This is a genomic window from Bradyrhizobium sp. ISRA464 (assembly GCF_029910095.1).
In the GTDB taxonomy this organism is placed as follows: Bacteria; Pseudomonadota; Alphaproteobacteria; order Rhizobiales; family Xanthobacteraceae; genus Bradyrhizobium.
Genome location: NZ_CP094526.1, coordinates 8,151,093 through 8,167,846 on the forward strand (window position 1 = coordinate 8,151,093; position 16,754 = coordinate 8,167,846).

General features: G+C 65.3%; 12 protein-coding genes. 6 read left to right on the plus strand and 6 right to left on the minus strand.

The features are described 5' to 3' along the window. Positions 1–8: 8 nt before the first annotated feature. On the plus strand, positions 9–788 hold the full coding sequence (locus tag MTX19_RS37765) for an SDR family oxidoreductase (protein WP_280981698.1): 780 nt from the start codon (positions 9–11) through the stop codon (positions 786–788). A gap of 89 nt (positions 789–877) precedes the next feature. Here MTX19_RS37765 and MTX19_RS37770 read toward each other — a convergent pair whose 3' ends face one another. Next, positions 878–1,558: an alpha/beta family hydrolase gene (locus MTX19_RS37770; protein ID WP_280985750.1), complete on the minus strand. Its 681-nt coding sequence runs from the start codon at positions 1,556–1,558 to the stop codon at positions 878–880. A 242-nt stretch (positions 1,559–1,800) separates the two neighbouring features. Between MTX19_RS37770 and MTX19_RS37775 the strand changes: the two genes are divergently transcribed. Then, positions 1,801–3,636, plus strand: a complete 1,836-nt coding sequence (locus MTX19_RS37775) for a di-heme-cytochrome C peroxidase (protein WP_280981699.1) — start codon at positions 1,801–1,803, stop codon at positions 3,634–3,636. A 249-nt stretch (positions 3,637–3,885) separates the two neighbouring features. Here the strand turns inward: MTX19_RS37775 and MTX19_RS37780 are convergent, their stop codons facing one another. Beyond that, complete coding sequence (locus tag MTX19_RS37780) at positions 3,886–5,430, minus strand: aspartate ammonia-lyase (protein WP_280981700.1); 1,545 nt, start codon at positions 5,428–5,430, stop codon at positions 3,886–3,888. Positions 5,431–5,938: 508 nt separating this feature from the next. Here MTX19_RS37780 and MTX19_RS37785 point away from each other — a divergent pair. Beyond that, on the plus strand, positions 5,939–6,241 hold the full coding sequence (locus MTX19_RS37785) for a hypothetical protein (protein WP_280981701.1): 303 nt from the start codon (positions 5,939–5,941) through the stop codon (positions 6,239–6,241). Between the two features lie 54 nt (positions 6,242–6,295). Further along, complete coding sequence (locus tag MTX19_RS37790) at positions 6,296–8,161, plus strand: sigma-54-dependent Fis family transcriptional regulator (protein ID WP_280981702.1); 1,866 nt, start codon at positions 6,296–6,298, stop codon at positions 8,159–8,161. A 14-nt stretch (positions 8,162–8,175) separates the two neighbouring features. Here the strand turns inward: MTX19_RS37790 and MTX19_RS37795 are convergent, their stop codons facing one another. After that, positions 8,176–8,931 carry an SDR family oxidoreductase gene (locus MTX19_RS37795; RefSeq protein ID WP_280981703.1) on the minus strand — a complete coding sequence of 252 codons (756 nt, stop codon included), beginning with the start codon at positions 8,929–8,931 and terminating at the stop codon, positions 8,176–8,178. Positions 8,932–9,433: 502 nt separating this feature from the next. Here MTX19_RS37795 and MTX19_RS37800 point away from each other — a divergent pair. Then, a complete protein-coding gene (locus MTX19_RS37800) occupies positions 9,434–9,877 on the plus strand; it encodes a hypothetical protein (protein ID WP_280981704.1) in 444 nt (147 codons plus the stop codon). A gap of 304 nt (positions 9,878–10,181) precedes the next feature. On the opposite strand, the gene MTX19_RS37805 is transcribed toward MTX19_RS37800, so the two are convergent. The 3 genes from MTX19_RS37805 to MTX19_RS37815 all read right to left on the minus strand — a co-directional run bounded on the left by MTX19_RS37805 (position 10,182) and on the right by MTX19_RS37815 (position 14,686). Beyond that, positions 10,182–10,736 (minus strand): flavin reductase family protein, encoded by a 555-nt coding sequence (locus tag MTX19_RS37805; protein ID WP_280981705.1) that lies wholly within the window; start codon positions 10,734–10,736, stop codon positions 10,182–10,184. An 80-nt stretch (positions 10,737–10,816) separates the two neighbouring features. Then, positions 10,817–11,917 (minus strand): LLM class flavin-dependent oxidoreductase, encoded by a 1,101-nt coding sequence (locus MTX19_RS37810; protein WP_280981706.1) that lies wholly within the window; start codon positions 11,915–11,917, stop codon positions 10,817–10,819. A 435-nt stretch (positions 11,918–12,352) separates the two neighbouring features. After that, entirely contained in the window at positions 12,353–14,686 is a 2,334-nt protein-coding gene (locus MTX19_RS37815; protein WP_280985751.1) for a mechanosensitive ion channel domain-containing protein, read from the minus strand. A 325-nt stretch (positions 14,687–15,011) separates the two neighbouring features. Here MTX19_RS37815 and MTX19_RS37820 point away from each other — a divergent pair, with 325 nt between their 5' ends. Continuing rightward, on the plus strand, positions 15,012–16,745 hold the full coding sequence (locus tag MTX19_RS37820; protein WP_280981708.1) for an ATP-dependent Clp protease adaptor ClpS: 1,734 nt from the start codon (positions 15,012–15,014) through the stop codon (positions 16,743–16,745). Positions 16,746–16,754: the final 9 nt, after the last annotated feature.

The window sequence follows — 16,754 nt, forward strand, 5'->3', positions numbered from 1 at the left end:
ATCGTACCATGCAAGTCAAGGACAAGGTCTGCGTCGTCACTGGCGGCGCCAGCGGCATCGGCGAAGCGGTGGCACGGGCCTATGCGGAGGCCGGCGCGCGCGGCGTCGTGGTCGCCGACCTCAAGACCTTGCGCGACCGGCTCGCCAGCGTCGCCGGCGATATCGACGGGCTCGCGGTGACCGCCGATGTCGGACTGGAAGAGGACATCAAGGCGCTGGTGGCAGCCGCCGAAGGCAAATTCGGCCCGGTCGACGTGTTCTTCTCCAACGCCGGCTTGTCGCGCAAGGGCCAGGAGACGGCATCGGACGCCGACTGGGACGTGAGCTGGCGGGTGCATGTGATGAGCCATGTGTTCGCGGCGCGGGCGCTGGTGCCCGGCATGCTGGCGCGCGGTTCGGGCTACCTGCTCAACACCGCGTCGGCCGCGGGGCTGTTGGCGTCGCTGAACTCGATGCCTTACGGCGTCACCAAGAACGCCGCAGTGGCGCTCGCTGAACATCTCGCGATCCAGTATGGCGATCGCGGCATCCGCGTCTCGGTGCTGTGTCCGCAATCGGTGCAGACCGGCATGACGACGCCGGGCCCGAGCGCCGCGCGCGTCGATGGCGTGCTGCAGCCGGCCGAGGTCGCGCGCATGGTGATCGAGGCGATGGCGGAGGAGCGCTTCATGATCCTGTCGCATCCGCAGGTGCATGAGTACATGCAGCGCAAGGCCGCCAATCGCGACCGCTGGCTGGCCGGCATGCGCCGCCTGCGCGACCGGATTTATGGCGCAGCTCCAACCTGACCGGACGTAGTCCGGATGGAGCGCAGCGAAATCCGGAACGGTGTCACAAGCGGCGAATGGCTCCCGGATTGCGCGCCGCTTCATCCGGGCTACGAATGCTTCGCGACCCACGCCGCGAACGCGTCCAGCACTTCTATCGTCACCTCTGCATCGTTGCGGCCGGAGCGCTTGAGCACGTGGAAGGAGTGATCAGCCTCCTGCACCAGATGCAGCGTCGCGCGCGGCCCCAACCCCTTCACCACGGGCCCGAGCAGATCGAGCTCCGCCAGCGCATCGCGCGTGCCCTGCAGGAACAGCATCGGAATTTTCACGTCAGCAAGATGCTTGGCCCGCTCGTTCGACGGCTTGCCCGCGGCATGCAGGGGAAAGCCGAGGAACACCAGCCCACGCACGCCTGCGAGCGGCGCTTTCGCCTGGGCCTGCGAGGTCATGCGTCCGCCGAACGATCTGCCGCCGGCAAACAGCGGCAGATCGCCGCAACGGCGCGCGGCCTCCGCCACCGCCGCTCGCACCGCGGCCTGGGCCACCGCGGGCGGATCCGGCCGCTTGCTGCCCTTCTCCACGTAGGGAAACTGATAGCGCAGCGTCGCGATGCCGCGCTCGGCAAGGCGGATTGCAATCGTCTCCATCGACGGATGTGTCATACCGGCGCCCGCGCCGTGGGCGAACACATAAGCCGCGCGCGCCTGCGGCGGCCGCAACAGCAGCGCGGATACCGCGTTGCTGTCGGCGACTGCGATGGTGAGCTGTTGCGCGCCGGCGGCGTTCACGCGTTGCCTCCAGACAAATTGATCCATCGTTTCTAGCTTTCCGCGGCGATGCGCGCAAATGCCGCCGCATCCTGCCGACGAAGGTGAACTGGCTCACACCCGATCAACATTTCCGTTGTTAGAGCGGGAGCCGCGACTATAGGATGGCGCATTGCTTGACACACGCAAGACGCGAACCTGTTTTCGGCGAACTTTAATATCTGATGAATATCACGCGGTGACCGCGAACTGGGGGACGGGGCATGCCTCGCAAGACGATCGTTATCATCGGCCTGTTGATTGTCTCCGGCGTGTTCTACTTCAAGGACGATATCGAGACGCTGGTGAGCGGCTTCCGCGTGAAGGCCGTCGACTATCGGCCGCCGGCAAAGACCGTGTGGCTGGACCAGAATGTCAGCACCGAGCGGCTGCGCTGGTTCTACCACGCCGATCAGGGGACCCGGACCTTCCTCATTCCCCATGAATGGTTCATGGCGCTGGAGCAGCCGACAGTCTGGCCGCTGTTCACCGCCGCGTCCCGCCTCAGCGACACCGACTATCTCGGCCGCTTCGGCTTCATTCCGGATACGGTGATTCCGGGCAAGCCCGATCCGCTGCCGATCGGCTTCGCGCAGGGTGGCCCGATGCTGGATGCGAACGGCGCGCCGTGGCGCAATCCGCACAGCAAGGCCGACATGACCGGGATCGGGCTGACCTGCGCGGCCTGCCACACCGGCAGCTTCACCTATCGCGGCACCGAGGTCGTGGTCGACGGCGGGCCGGCCAACACCAACCTGTTCGAATTCCAGAAGAGCGTCGGACTGTCGCTGCTGCTGACACGCTTCTGGCCGGGCCGCTTCTCCCGCTTTGCCGACGAGATTCTCGGCAAGGACGCAAGCGTCGACGAACGCATGGCGCTGCGTGGCCAGCTCGACCTGGTGCTGAAGCAGTACGCCGAGATCAACGCGCTGGAGAATAAGGTCGCCGCCAACAGCGTCGAGGAAGGCTATGCCCGGCTCGACGCGCTGAACCGGATCGGCAACCAGGTGTTCGCGCTGGACCTGAAGAATCCGAACAACTATGCCTCGCATTCGGCGCCGGTGCATTTCCCGCGGATCTGGAACGCGCCGTGGTTCAGCTGGGTGCAGTATGACGGCTCGATCATGCAGCCGATGGTGCGCAATGCCGGTGAGGCGCTCGGCGTCAGCGCGGACCTCAATTTGCTCGACGAGTCCAGGGGCCTGTTCAAGTCGAGCGCACGGATCGACGTGCTGCACGAGATGGAGCGGATGATCGCCGGCGACCCGCCAAGCGAGGACAAGGGGTTTAGCGGCCTGGCGTCGCCGAAATGGCCGGAGAACGTCCTGCCGCCGATCAACATGGACCTCGCGAAGAAGGGCGCCGAGCTCTACAAGACGCATTGTCAGGAGTGCCATCGCCCGGCGATCGACAGCAAGGCGCTGCCCGCGAGCGAAGCCTATGCGCTGTTCAAGAACAAGGCGTGGTGGACCAAGAACGACGCCGGTCAGCCGCTGCTCGATGTCGAGCTGGTGCCGATCAGCCATATCGGCACCGACCCCGCGCAGGCCGCGGGCCTTGCCAGCCGCACGGTCGAGACACCGGCCAATCTGAAGATCAAGGATGGCGCGTTCGGTCCGGCGCTGGGCGAGCTGGTCGAGAAGACGGTCGATTACTGGTATGCCCAGAACAAGACCCCGCCGGAGGATCAGCAGCGCATCAATGGCTACCGGCCGAACAAGATCCAGGCGCCTCTTGCCTACAAGGTCCGCCCCCTCAACGGCATCTGGGCGACGCCGCCCTATTTGCACAATGGTTCGGTGCCGACGATCTACGCGCTTCTGTCGCCGGTGAAGGATCGGCCGAAGACGTTCTATCTCGGCAGCCGGGAATATGACGCCAAGGACCTCGGCTATGTCTGGAAGGACAAGATCAGGAACGGCTTCCTGCTCGACACCTCCAAGCGCGGCAACTCCAATGCCGGGCACGAATTCTCTAACGAGAAGCGCCCGGGCGTGATCGGGCCGGAGCTGAAGGAAGACGAGCGGCGCGCGCTGATCGAATTCATCAAGACGCTGTAGGCCGCGAAGGGACTGCACCCCCTCTCCCGCTTGCGGGGGAGGGTTGGGGTGGGGGTGTCTACCAGTGAGGAGAGAGCCCCCACCCGCATCACATCTATCGATGCGATGCGGCCTAAGAGCGAGCTTCGCTCGTCTCGACCCCGCAAGCGGGAGAGGCGAACCGACCTCGCGGGCCCAACTCGTCACATGTTCTGCGTTCAGCACGGTTAGCGAGTTGGCGATCTACCTCCGCTAGGATGGGGCACCCCCTCAACTCTTCGGCGCCGGCCCCTGCCTGCGCGCGGGACGCGTCATTGCCTCGAGCTCGAGAAGCTGGTTGAGCTGCGCTTCCGTCAACAGCTTCTCCTCCAGCACGATGTCGGCGACCGAGCGGTTCTCCTTCAGCGCGCGGCGCGCGACGCGCGAGCTTGCTTCATAGCCCAGCGTCGGCGCCAGCGCCGTGATCAGGCCGATCGAGCCCTGCACTAGGCTGCGGCAACGCTCGCGGTCGGCCTCGATGCCTTCGACGCAGCGCTTGGTCAGCGTGTCGATCGCGGCGGTCAGCATCCGCAGCGAGCTCAGCACACAATAGCCGATGGTCGGCTCAAAGGCGTTGAGCTGGAGCTGGCCGCCCTCGGCGCACATAGTCACGGTCAGGTCATGCCCGATCACGAGGAAGGCGACCTGGTTGACCACCTCGGGAATGACCGGATTGACCTTGGCGGGCATGATCGAGGAGCCGGCCTGCACCGCCGGCAAGCGGATCTCGCCGATGCCGGTGCGCGGCCCCGACGACAACAGCCGCAGATCGTTGCAGATCTTCGACAGCTTGACCGCGACGCGCTTGAGCACGCCGGAGAACAGCACGAAGGCGCCGAGATCCGACGTCGCCTCGATCAGGTTGGAGGCAAGCACCATCGGCTGGCCCGACAGCCGCGACAGCTCCTCGACCGCGAGCGCGGCGTAGCGCGGATCGGCGTTGATGCCGGTGCCGATCGCGGTCGCGCCGAGATTGACTTCCCGGAACAGGCTGACGATCTCGTTCAGCCGCGCGACATCCTCCTTCACGGTGACGTGGAAGGCGTCGAACTCCTGGCCGAGCGTCATCGGCACGGCATCCTGAAGCTGGGTGCGGCCCATCTTCAGGACATCGGCAAACTCCACCGCCTTGCCCTTGAGCGCATAGGCGAGATCACCGAGCGCGCGCACCAGCGGCTGGGTGGCGAAGATCACGGCGAGCCGCAACGCGGTTGGATAGGCGTCATTGGTCGACTGCGCCATGTTGACGTCGTCGTTCGGATGCAGCGCGTGATAGTCGCCGGGCTTGCGGCCCATCAGCCGCAGCGCCACATTGGCGATCACCTCGTTGGCATTCATGTTGGTCGAGGTGCCGGCGCCGCCCTGGATCGCATCGACGACGAAGGACTCCGCATAGACCTTGTCGGTCGCGATCTGCGTGCAGGCCGCCTCGATCGCCTCGGCCTTCTCGGCCGAGAGATACCCGAGCCTCTTGTTGGCGCGCGCGGCCGCCTGCTTCACCAGCGCCAGCGCGCGAACGAATTCCGGGAAGTGGCCGACCGGAACGCCGGTGATCGGAAAATTCATCACCGCGCGCTTGGTATGAATGCCCCACAGCGCGTTGGCCGGCACGTCGTCCTCGCCGAGCAGGTCGTGCTCGGTGCGCGACTGCGCCTTCGCTTTATCGATCGGCACGGTGCGGACGGTCGCGACCGCGAGCTCGCTGGGGCGGCCGCTCTCGCCTTGTGGCGACGCAGCGCCTGCCGTGTTGGCGGTTTCAACCTTCGATTCGGCCATTGCTCCCTCCATGCACCTTGAAGCTCTGTCGTTGCCGACGCCGAACATGATGCGCCCGGCAGTGGTCGAAAGCCAATGCCAATCGGCAAAATCTTGCACCAGGCGGCGATCATGAAGCGAGGATCGCGGTGAAATCCGCTCCCGGATTCCGCAATCGGAATATTGTCTTATTCGTCTTGATAACAACAACTTATCGTCCCTGCCGTCGGCACGCTTGGCATGGCAGTGCCGCGGCCTTCGCCCCGACCTCGGCACGTGCCAGATCAGCGATCGACCGACGCGAGGCTGCTCCGAAGCGCGACAAACAGAGGCGCGCTGCGGCCTCTCGGATGAATCACTGCTGCCTCTGGAATACTGGATCGCCCGCTTTCGCGGGCGATGACAATCGTGGAGAGATGGCTTTGCGTTCTCGCGGCGCTTCGACGGCGTTCTGCGTAAGCCGGAATGCAGTGACGACCATGACGTCCGATCGGTCCGGCACAGCGGCGAGATCAAATGGCACGGCCACATGATCTATATCAGCGAAGCACTGGTCGGCGAGCCCGTCGGGCTGATGGAAGCCCAGGACGGCTGGACCGTCAGTTATGGTCCGATCCTGCTCGGTACCATTGCGCACCGCGACGATCGGCTGCGCAAACCCAAACACACTTGGGCTGTGGACTTGAGGACAACGCTGCGCGCTGCCCTCAGGGTCCACAGCCTCAACAACAGCAGACCTGAACGAAACGAGAATTGTGTTACCTATGTCGTCGGTCTGAACTGTTACCTATCTCGCCGGTTGCTCATCCCCACGCCCCTGCCGGCCAATTGACATTCGCAGGCGGGATGCCAGACTTCGGCAAAAATACAGGGTGGAGACCTCTGGATGGCCAATCTCGCGGCCTCGAATCATGTCGCCCGTGTTTTGTCGACGGCCAATCAGGTGGCCGGCGTCGACACCGAGTCGCGGATTGCCGCCTCCTGGCGGCGCTGCCTGGTAAGCCACAAGCTCGACCCCGCCCGCCGCGGCCCGCCGCAGACGCTGACCGAAGCCGAGGTCCGGCACATCGCGGAGCCGATGGAGGACCTGATCCAGGTTGCCATTCCGGAACTGGAAGACCTCGCGCGCGTGCTCCGCGACTCCGGCTACTGCGTCAATCTCGCCGATCCCAACGCCACCATGCTGGTGAGCCGCCTGCCCGAGGGTGACTACGCGCGGATGTTCCTGGAATGGAAGATCTACACCGGCTCGAATTTCGCCGAGACGTTTGAAGGCACCAACGGGCTCGGCACGGCGCTCGCCGAGCAGCGGCCGATCCTCGTGCATGGCGACGAGCATTTCCGCGAGCAGTGGCACATGTTCACCTGCGCGGTGTCACCGCTGTTCGACCATGCCGGACGGCTGGCCGGCGCCATCAACATCACCTCGTGCCGCAGCGATCTCGGCCGTGGCGCGCATGAGCTGGCGCTCGCCGTCACCACGGATGCGACGCGGCGGATCGAACGCTCGTTCTTCCGCCGGCGCTACCGCGCCTCCTGGATCGCGACCCTGCCCGGCGACGGGCATGGCATGCTCGCCTATGACGACGACCGCCGCGTCGTCGGCGCCTGCCGCCACGCGCGCGCCGCGTTCGGATTGACCGATGCGATGATATCAGACGGTATCGACCTGTCGCATCTGATCCAGCTCGACGATCGGGCGGCGCGGGCCCCCGAAGAGGCCGTCGCGCTGCGCCGCGCCGACGGCACGCCGTGGGGACATGGCCGCGTGGCGCCGCCGGTGCGCACACGGTCGCCGCGCCCGATGCCGGCGCCGGCGCGCGACACATCGGGAGGGCAGTTCAACGGGCTGTACAGACTGGCGGGGCGCGATCCCGTGCTGCTCAAGGGCGTGAAGCGGCTGATGACGGTCGGCAATCTCGATCTGCCGATCCTGCTGCACGGCGAGACCGGGGCCGGCAAGGACGTATTCGCGCGCGCCATCCATGCGGCGAGCAATCGGGCCCGCAACAATTATGTCGCGCTGAACTGCGCGGCGATGCCGGAAAGCCTGATCGACGCCGAGCTGTTCGGCTACGAGGCCGGCGCCTTCACCGGCGCGCGGCGCGAGGGCTCGAAGGGGCTGATCGTGCAGGCGAGCGGCGGCACGCTGTTCCTCGACGAGATCGGCGACATGCCGTTGGCGCTGCAGACGCGGCTGCTGCGCGTGCTCGAGAATCGCGAGGTCTGGCCGCTCGGCGCGCTCAAGCCCGTGCCCGTCGACATCCGCCTGATCAGCGCCACGCATCGCGACCTCGCGAAGATGGCGGAGGACGGCAGCTTCCGCTCCGACCTCTATTACCGGCTGCGCGGCATGGAGGTCCGGCTGCCCGCATTGCGCGAGCGCGCCGACAAGCAAGAGGTGATCGCGCAGATCGCGGAAGAGGAAGCGCCGAACTGCCGCATCTCGCCGCCCGCCTGGGCACGGCTGATGTCCTATCCCTTCCCCGGCAACATGCGCCAGCTCCGCCACGTGCTGCGGCTCGCCGGCTGCACCGCGGAGCACGGCGTCATCGCCGAAGCCGATCTCGATCTGCCGCCGATGGGCGGCGGCAGCGCGGAGCAGGATCACGCCGCGACCGAGCGCGCGACGATCGCCGAAGCGCTACGCGCAAGCGGCGGGCGCGTGACCGAAGCCGCGAAAGCGCTCAAGCTCAGCCGCGCGACGCTGTACCGCAAGATCAAGTCGTTGAAGGTCGGGCTGGACGGCTAGCTAGGATTGCTTGTTCAACCTGCAGCCCGTGAGCGACGCAGCCATTCGTTCAGATCGATGCGGCCGAGGCGCGCCTCGCCCAAGGGCACGAGCGAATGCTCCTCGACCCGGCCGCCCCAATACAGGGCGTCAGGGTCTCTTACCACGTCACGCGGGTCGCCAATTGCCTTCAGGTAGCGGGCGATGATTTCGTTGAACGGCGCTCGCTCCGGGCCTGCGATCTCGACGATGCCGTTGCGCGGCGGCTCGAGCGCCACATCGGCAACGAAGGCGGAAACGTCTTCCGCCGCGATGGGCTGGAATAGGCCGGGCGAGAGCCTGACCGTGTTTCCATCCGCACTTGCAGCGGCGATGGCCCCGAGGAATTCCATGAACTGGGTCGCGCGGATGATGGTGTAGGGGATACCGGAAGCCTCGATCAGTTTCTCCTGCGCCACCTTGGCGCGGAAGTAGCCATTGTTGGGCGTCCGGTCGGTTCCGACGATCGAGAGCGCGACATGGCGCCCGACGCCGGCTGCTGACTCCGCCGCAAGCAGGTTGCGGCCGGAGGTCTCGAAGAACTCCATCACCGCCTTGTCCTCAAAGGAGGGCGAATTGGCCAGGTCGATCACGACAGTCGCATCGGCCATGGCTTCCTTAAGCCCCTCGCCGGTGATGGTGTTGATGCCGTTTTTGGGCGAGGCGGCGACGACCTCATGGTCGCGCTGACGCAGAATGGCGACGGTCTTTGAGCCGATCAGTCCGGTACCGCCGATCACAACGATCTTCATGGTTGGTCCTCCTTGTCGGTGACGAGGTTTCTTAAGACGCGCTTGCCGCATTTGCCGGCGGCAATTGTCATGGATACGCCGATCCGCAGAAGCTTCGATGGATGCCGCGCGGGCCGACCACGGCAGCGGGAGAAGGGGTTAGTGAGCTCCCGCTGCCTCATCGAACGCTCCCTCGCACGCGACCACACTATAGCATGGCGCGGGCTGTTCTGGGACGTTCGCCGTCTCGTCAGCGAGCATTCACGCGACCCGTTGGCTCATCTGGGGCCACGCTTGCTGAGCCTTTACCCATCGCGTAGACTAATGCGCGCGTTCCAGCCAGCATGCTGGGGTATCGAAAGCTTCAGCCGCTGCCGGGATATCACCGCGGGCTCTCTTTCGTGCCGCAACGCAAATGCTGGGCATGACGTATAGCCCGCTGTGCACTCCTTGATTTGAGATTTGATTTCAGCAAACGCAGGAGGAGTCTATGCGGAATTTTATCACCATTTTCGTTTCCGGCGTGGCAATCGTCGCTGCGGCGTCAACCGCAGTAGCGGGTGAGAAGGTGCTCGAGTTCAAGCTCGTCACCAAGCCGATCGACGTCAAGGTCATCGAGGCAGCAAACGTCGAGGGGCAGACGGTCGTGTCCGGCAAGTTCTTTGGCGTCGCCGTCTTCAATGATGGCCGTATCGGGGTGAAAGAGTTCGTCCATTCGGGAGACATGCTCAAGGGCTCGGGCCCATTTTTCGGCTACAGCACCTACACGTTCGAGGATGGCTCGATCACGGCGCGTTACACCGGCGCGGTCAAAGACGGAAAATCGCATGGCGAATATACGATCCTTTCGGGGACGGGCGCCTATGCGAACGCGACGGGCACGGGAACGATCGACAGCGCGCCGAACCCGTTCAAGGGGGTCAACCTCCTGAACATCAAACTGGACGTGAAAACGCCGGGGTCATAGCAGCACAGCGTCCGCAGGACCTCAGCAAGGACAGTGACGCCTCACATGGGCGCGGGCCCGGCCGGCGGTCGCATGGCCGCGCCGGGCTCACGCCATCAAACGCGGCGTGAGGCGGACCAAGCCTGTTGGCCGGCGGAGCCCATGTCTCTCCCTCTCGAAAATCTGGCGATGTGACGAAGGGCAGCGCCAGCTTGATCAGTATCCGCCTCCAGGGGCGCCATGCTTCCCGACAGTTCTCAAGCCGGTCGAGACAGGATCGGGTGCCTGCGCCGTTTGCCGTGCCGATGTCGGCACACCGTACGTTTCAGGAAAACTCGTTCCAGCTCACACGCCGTGCGTCGATGTCGCCGAGCGTGACTGGATCGCGGATGTCGCGCACGCTGTGGAAGCCGCTGCGCAGATAGACCAGCGGATCGACCGCGGTCGCGGCGCGCACATGCTTGACCTCGCCGATGAAGACCGAATGGGTCTTGGTCTCGAGCTCTTGCGTCAGCACGCAATCGAAGGCGGCCACCGCATCTTCCAGCACCGGCGCACCGGTCGCGCCGGTGGTCCAGCGCCCAAACGCAAAACGGTCGTCGCCGTTGACGCCCTTCTGGCCGCTGAAGGTCAGCGCCAACAGCGCGTGCTCCTCGTTCAGGAAGTTGACGACGAAATGGCGCTCCTCGCGGATGCGCTCATGCGCGCTGGCATTACGGTTCACGCAGACCAGGACCGACGGCGGGTTGTCCGAGAGCGAGCAGGCCGAGGTCACGGTCAGGCCGGTCCGTCGTCCGGGCTCGCTGCCGACCGTCACCAGCGCGACGGCGCCGGCGCAATGGCGCATGGCCTGCTTGAAACTCTGTGCATCGACCGTCATGCCGCAACCCCGGTATCGAAAAACCCCGTTCAAGATATGCGACACAGGGTGCGAGGCAAGCCCCGCACCCTGCGCACCAGTCATGCAGCCTTCTCGAACTCGGCGCCGAGATGCTTCAGCCGCGGCATCACCTCGTTCTTGAGCAGATCGAGCGAGTGCCGCCAGGCTTCGGGCTTGTGCTTGTAGTCGAAGCCGAACACCAGCAGCACGCCGAAGCCGCCGACCTCCCGGTAGATCTTCTCGATCTTCTCGGTGACGGTCGCGGGCGAGCCAACGATCCAATTCCGGCGCGCGCAATATTCGACGGTGACGTCGCTGTCGGGCACGTCGGGGGCGTGCTTGAGGTAGTCCTTGAAGCCGAAATGGCCGAGCAGCGGCAGGAAGTATTCGCTCATCATCCGGCCCATCATGTCGCCGACCGAGAGCTTCCAGGCCTCCTCGTCGGTGTCGGCGACGAAGACCTCGCGCACCATCCGCCAGTCCTTGCGGCTCGGCTTGCGGCCGGTCTTGGCCGCGCCGGCCTCCACCGACTCCCAGTGGCTGCCGACATAGGCGGGGTTGAGGTTGAGGCTCATCGGGATGAAGCCGCGCTCGCCGGCGAGCTTCAGCGTGTCGGAGTTCTTCGACAGGCCGGCAACGCCGATCGGCGGATGCGGCGCCTGCACCGGCTTGATGTGGGGTTTGAGGAAGTCGAACATCGTGTCGGGCTTGGTGACCGTCCAGTACTTGCCCTTGTGGGTCCACGGCGCCGGGTCGGTCCACATCTTCAGGATGATCTCGAGCGCCTCACGGGTCATGTCGCGGTTCTGCCCCGACATGCCGTCGACGTTGAACATCGCCCAGTCGCTCGGCAGGCCGCTCGCCGCGACGCCGAAATTCAGCCGCCCGTTCGAGAGGTGGTCCAGCATCGCGACGCGGTTCGCCAGCTCCGCCGGGTGATGATACGGCAGCAGGAAGCCGCCGGGCCCGATGCGGATGTTCTTGGTCTGCATCAGCGCCTGCGCGATCAACAGATCCGGCGACGGATGCGGCTCCCACGGCGCGGTGTGATGCTCGCCGATCCAGGCCTCCTGATAGCCGAGCTCATCGAGCCAGCGCAGGGTCTGCAAATCCCAGTCGTGGCCCTCCTTCAATCCGCACTCCGGCGGATGCGAGGGCATGGTGAAATATCCAAGCTCCATGGCGTGTTCCTTCTTGCTAGAATTCAGTCGTGCAATGCGTCTTGCCGCGCATTCGAACGGCGAGATGAGCAAGCGCCGTGCCAGCGCGGGAATCGCTGATAATGAGAAGGAAGGCCCGGTTTTCGGCCGGCTGCGGCCGGTGCACGGGCCGAACAAAAGCGCTGAACGTCTCACAGTCGCGAGACGGTGTCGCAGATATGAGACGCATACCGCGCTGTGCAATCGCGGAAGAACTGCACCCCCTCTCCCCGTTCTTACGGGGTCGAGACGAGCGAAGCTCGCTCTTAGAGGGTTGGGGTGAGGGGCTGCCTCCGCATACTCATTGATAAAGACACTCGCGGAGACTCCCCCTCACCCGGAACGCATCTAGCCCCCGCAAGCGGGGCGAGGTGAAGCGGAGCCCGCGGTTTGATCCGGCCGAAAAACCCGTCCGTTCTAGCCCGCGGCGCGGCGCGGCTTTGCGTTGGCGTCCGGCTCGGACGGCGCCGGAATCTGCATCAGGATGGTCTGGCCGAGCGAGGCGATCTCGATCCCCTCCTCCTGGAAGCGTCGCTTCATGCGGCGGTTGAACTCACGCTGCACCGGCCAGCGGCCGCCATCGGTGCAACGGATCTGGCCGACGATCGTCACGACCGAGCCGTCGACCTTGTCGACGCCCCACAATTCGAGATCGCCGCGGATCAGGGCACGGTACGTCGTCTCGCGGCGCATCTCGGCGACGATGTCCTTCAGGATCTCGCCGGCGCGGTCGGTGTCTTCCTTGAAGGCCACGTTGACGCTGACCGAGGCATTGCCGGCGCCGCGGCTGGCATTGGTGATGGTCGTCACCGCGCTGAACGGCACGACATGCACCGAGCCGTCGCCGGCGCGCAGCCGCATGGTGCGGATCGACACGTTCTCGACCACGCCGGAAAGCCCCGACACGGTCACGGTGTCGCCGACCTGCACGGTGTTCTCCAGCAGCAGGAACAGCCCGGTGATGAGGTCCTGCACCAGCTTCTGCGAGCCGAAGCCGATCGCGATGCCGACGATGCCGGCGCCGGCCAGCAATGGCGCGACATTGACGCCGATCTCGCTCAGCGCGGTCAGCCCGACCACCGCGACGATCACGCACAGCAGCGCGGTGCGCAGCATCGGCTGGAAGGTGCGCAGGCGCGCCGCGCGGGCAAAGTGTCCCTCGCGCGACAGCGTATTGATCTGCCGGTCCATCAGCGCATTGGCCACCTCCCAGATCACGGCGGCGGCGAACGCGGCGATGCCGATCGTCACCAGCGCCGAGATCAGGCGGCTGCCGATCTGCCCGCCATAGAACCAGACGATGGCGTCGACACCCCAGACCTCGAGCAACGCCACGAAGCCGATGAAGGCGATCACCGCCGAGACGATCTTGCGCAGCAGCGGCAGATAGCGGTTGGCGCGCACCTCCAGCCCCGGGAAGCGCTGCAGCAGATCCGGACTGATGCGGAAGCCGCGATCGATCAGGCTCAGCACCACCATGGTGACTAGGCGCGTCACCAACAGCACCGCGATGGTGCCGACGAAATATTGCAGCAACAGCGAATAGCCGTTCTGGATGTTGAGCGCCCATACCGCCCACAGCGCGAGATCGAGCGCGATCGCGAGCACATGCCAGAGCCCGGCGACGCGGTTGCGGACCCGCGCCGCAAGCCCGACGCGGTCGGCCGGCGGGCGGATCGCATCCGCGACCTGCCGGCGGCACTGCAGGATGATCACGACGACGAAGAGATGCACGACCAGCATCACGAGCCGCAGCAGCGCGGCATAGCCGGCGCGATGCAGGCCGAGCAGTAGCGCGACATTGGCAAAGCAGACGCCGGAGACGCCGACGGCGACGATGCGCCGCGCCCAGATCTCGATATAGGCCGCGGTCTCTGCGCGGATGCGGAACAGACCGAACGGTCCCGCCAGCGCCCGCACCGCGCAGATCAGCGCGCGCGAGAACGCGTAGGCGTTGACGACGGCGAGGATCACCAGCCGCGTGGTCGACTGGTCGCCGATCTCGGTGCCGAGCAGCGCGGTGGCGACGCCGACGAACACGACCACCGGCAGCAATTCGAGCAAGAGGCGCCCGAGCACGACGGGCAGCCGGACCACCGATTGCCAGGCCCGCGCCAGGGTGAGCCGGCGGCGCTGCAGCTCGGGCTCAGGCGCAACGTCGGCGACCGACGACGGCGGATCGGCGACCGCGAGCGCCTGCGGCACGCGCGCCGTCTGCGGCAGCCGCGATTCCAGAAATGCCACCGGCCGCTTGATCAGGCGGAACACCACCCATTCGACGGCCAGCGCGCAGCCGAGCACCAGCGCAAGCTTCCAGGCGATGTCGATCAGGAGGCCATAGGCCGCCGGATCATTAGCGGTGCGCACGAACCAGTAATAGAACGCCGGGAAATGCGTCAGCGTCCGCGCAACGTCGGCCACCTCGCGCGACATGTCGGTGACCTGCTCCGACACCATCAGCAGGAGCTGCGCGCCGAGGCTGTCGGCGGTGAGCGGAATCGGGGAGTGCTCTTCCGGTGCGGGTTGCGCCGCCTGCGGCGAGGCATTGGCGATCGCGCGCAGCGTGTTGATGATCTCGCCGCGCTTCCTGTCGTCCTGCAGCGTTTCGAGGGCGCGCTTGGCCTGTTCCGGCGTCAGCGCATCGCCGGTATTGGCTTGCGGCGGCGCCGGCTTGGCGCCGGGCTGCGCGAGGGCAGGAGAAACGAACAGGGTGAGGACGAGAAGGATCGCAAAACGAAGTTTGTGCGACACGAGAGCCTCTTAAAATAAATTGCGCGACAGCAAATTCCTGGCTTGGAATCTGCCCCCGCGCTCGCGTCATGCCGATTTACTCCTTTTCGCCCCGATGATGTGTCGGAAGTTTGCTGGCGCGGCGGCGATCTCTTGGCATTTGCCGCAACATAATCGTCACAAGCGTTGAGCCGCGTTTACGCATGCAGGATGCGTTGTGGGCAAGCCGGCTGAATGGCTCACCACACGCCAGGGCTGAGGCAGGACAATCTTTCGCTTGACGCGCTGGAGCCACTATGATGTTCTTATTTTGTTCCTTTGTTTCCAATTGCGTCTTGGGGGTCTCATGCACGACGTCTTTGCCGACGACGGTCCGGTACAGCTCTTCATTCACGACGACGGCGAGACGCCGCTGGAATTCGTGCAGGACTTGTTGCGCACGGTGTTCGGGAAATCTCAACAGGAAGCCATCGCCTCCGCAGCCTTGATCGAGGCCAAGGGTGCTATTCCGTGCGGCCCCTATCCGGCCCCCGTCGCACGGGCAATGTTCAACAGCGCGAAGTGGTTGATCCGCTCGAACGGCCAGCCGTTGCTGATCACCACCGAGTCCGCCGACGCCAGCCGCCCCTGTGATCTCTGCGAAGCGCCGAGGGCCGTCACGGAGATTCTTCTCTCCGGTACGACCGCCTCCCTGTGCAGCGACTGCCTGCTCGCCGCACGCCGCAGCTCGGAAGAGTTGCCAGGCAACGAGTTTCGATACGCTTTCGTTGCGCTCGATTGGCATTTCGCCGGCGTGCCCCGCAACCTGATCGTGACACGGGCGCGACAGTTTCCAGGCCACATGCGCGCCGATGTTCAGGTCGCGATCGACAAGCTGCTCACGGATCCGATCCATTTCTTCGGCATCCATGAAGAATATCGCTACGAGACGATTGGATTTGCATCATTGATGAAAGACAGCCGCAACGCGCCGGCGATCGCACCACCGCAGTATCAAGACGTCGACATCGGCGAGCCTGAGCCGGTGAAGTGCCTCGTTAACGGTTTGTGGCTGTGCCGGTCCGGCGCGCTACGCTATGCGGTGCTGCTGACCTATCATCGTGAGTATGACCGCGAACCGGCCGTTCGGATCGAAATCGGATTGCCGGCGGGCGCTGCCGGCGATGCCTTCGTACAGCGCACTTTTGCCGAACTGGAAATTGCCGTGCATGCGGCCCGGTCCTATCGCGGCAAGATCCTCTCGCTGGAGGGCGGCTCTGATTACCGGGGACGTTCGCGCGGCGTGACCGTGCATCGCCTGCCGACGGTCGATCGCGACGCCGTGATCCTGCCGGACCGGACGCTGCGGCTGCTCGAGCGCAATGTGCTCGATTTCGTCGGAAGCCGCGAGCTGCTGCGCAAGCTTGGCCAATCGACCCGCAAGGGCATCCTGCTCTATGGCCCGCCCGGCACCGGCAAGACGCACACCATCCGCTACCTCGCCACCAATCTGCCCGGCCACACGACGCTGATCATCACCGCCGAGCAGGTCGGCCTGCTCGGCGCCTATATGAACCTTGCGCGCCTGCTGCAGCCGACCATGGTGGTGATCGAGGACGTCGATTTGATCGCACGCAGCCGCGAGGAGATGGGCGGGCCTTGCGAGGAATCGCTGCTCAACAAGCTGCTCAATGAGATGGACGGCTTGAAGGAGGATTGCGATATCCTGTTCGTGCTGACGACCAACCGGCCAGAAGAGCTGGAAAGCGCGCTCGCCGGCCGGCCCGGCCGCATCGACCAGGCGATCGAGGTACCGCTGCCCGACGAGATCGGACGCGACAAGCTGGTCCGGCTCTATGGCAAGGGCCTGCCGCTCGAACAGCCCGTCATCGACGACGCGGTGCGGCGCACGGAAGGCGTCAGCGCCGCCTTCATCAAGGAACTGATGCGCCGCCTCGCCCAAGCCAGCATCGCCCGCGACGGCGGCCAGAATATCACGTCGGCCGATATCGAGGGAGCGCTGAACGAGATGCTGTTCGACGGCGGCCACCTCAACGTCAAATTGCTCGGCGGCGCGCAGAGAATGAGTGCGTCGCGGTAGAGGCACAGC

Bases quoted from the DNA above. Each gene is read 5' to 3' on its own strand.
- MTX19_RS37765 (WP_280981698.1), top strand. From the start codon at position 9: ATGCAAGTCAAGGACAAGGTCTGCGTCGTCACTGGCGGCGCCAGCGGC.
- MTX19_RS37775 (WP_280981699.1), top strand. From the start codon at position 1,801: ATGCCTCGCAAGACGATCGTTATCATCGGCCTGTTGATTGTCTCCGGC.
- MTX19_RS37780 (WP_280981700.1), bottom strand. From the start codon at position 5,430: ATGGCCGAATCGAAGGTTGAAACCGCCAACACGGCAGGCGCTGCGTCG.
- MTX19_RS37785 (WP_280981701.1), top strand. From the start codon at position 5,939: ATGATCTATATCAGCGAAGCACTGGTCGGCGAGCCCGTCGGGCTGATG.
- MTX19_RS37790 (WP_280981702.1), top strand. From the start codon at position 6,296: ATGGCCAATCTCGCGGCCTCGAATCATGTCGCCCGTGTTTTGTCGACG.
- MTX19_RS37795 (WP_280981703.1), bottom strand. From the start codon at position 8,931: ATGAAGATCGTTGTGATCGGCGGTACCGGACTGATCGGCTCAAAGACC.
- MTX19_RS37805 (WP_280981705.1), bottom strand. From the start codon at position 10,736: ATGACGGTCGATGCACAGAGTTTCAAGCAGGCCATGCGCCATTGCGCC.
- MTX19_RS37810 (WP_280981706.1), bottom strand. From the start codon at position 11,917: ATGGAGCTTGGATATTTCACCATGCCCTCGCATCCGCCGGAGTGCGGA.
- MTX19_RS37820 (WP_280981708.1), top strand. From the start codon at position 15,012: ATGCACGACGTCTTTGCCGACGACGGTCCGGTACAGCTCTTCATTCAC.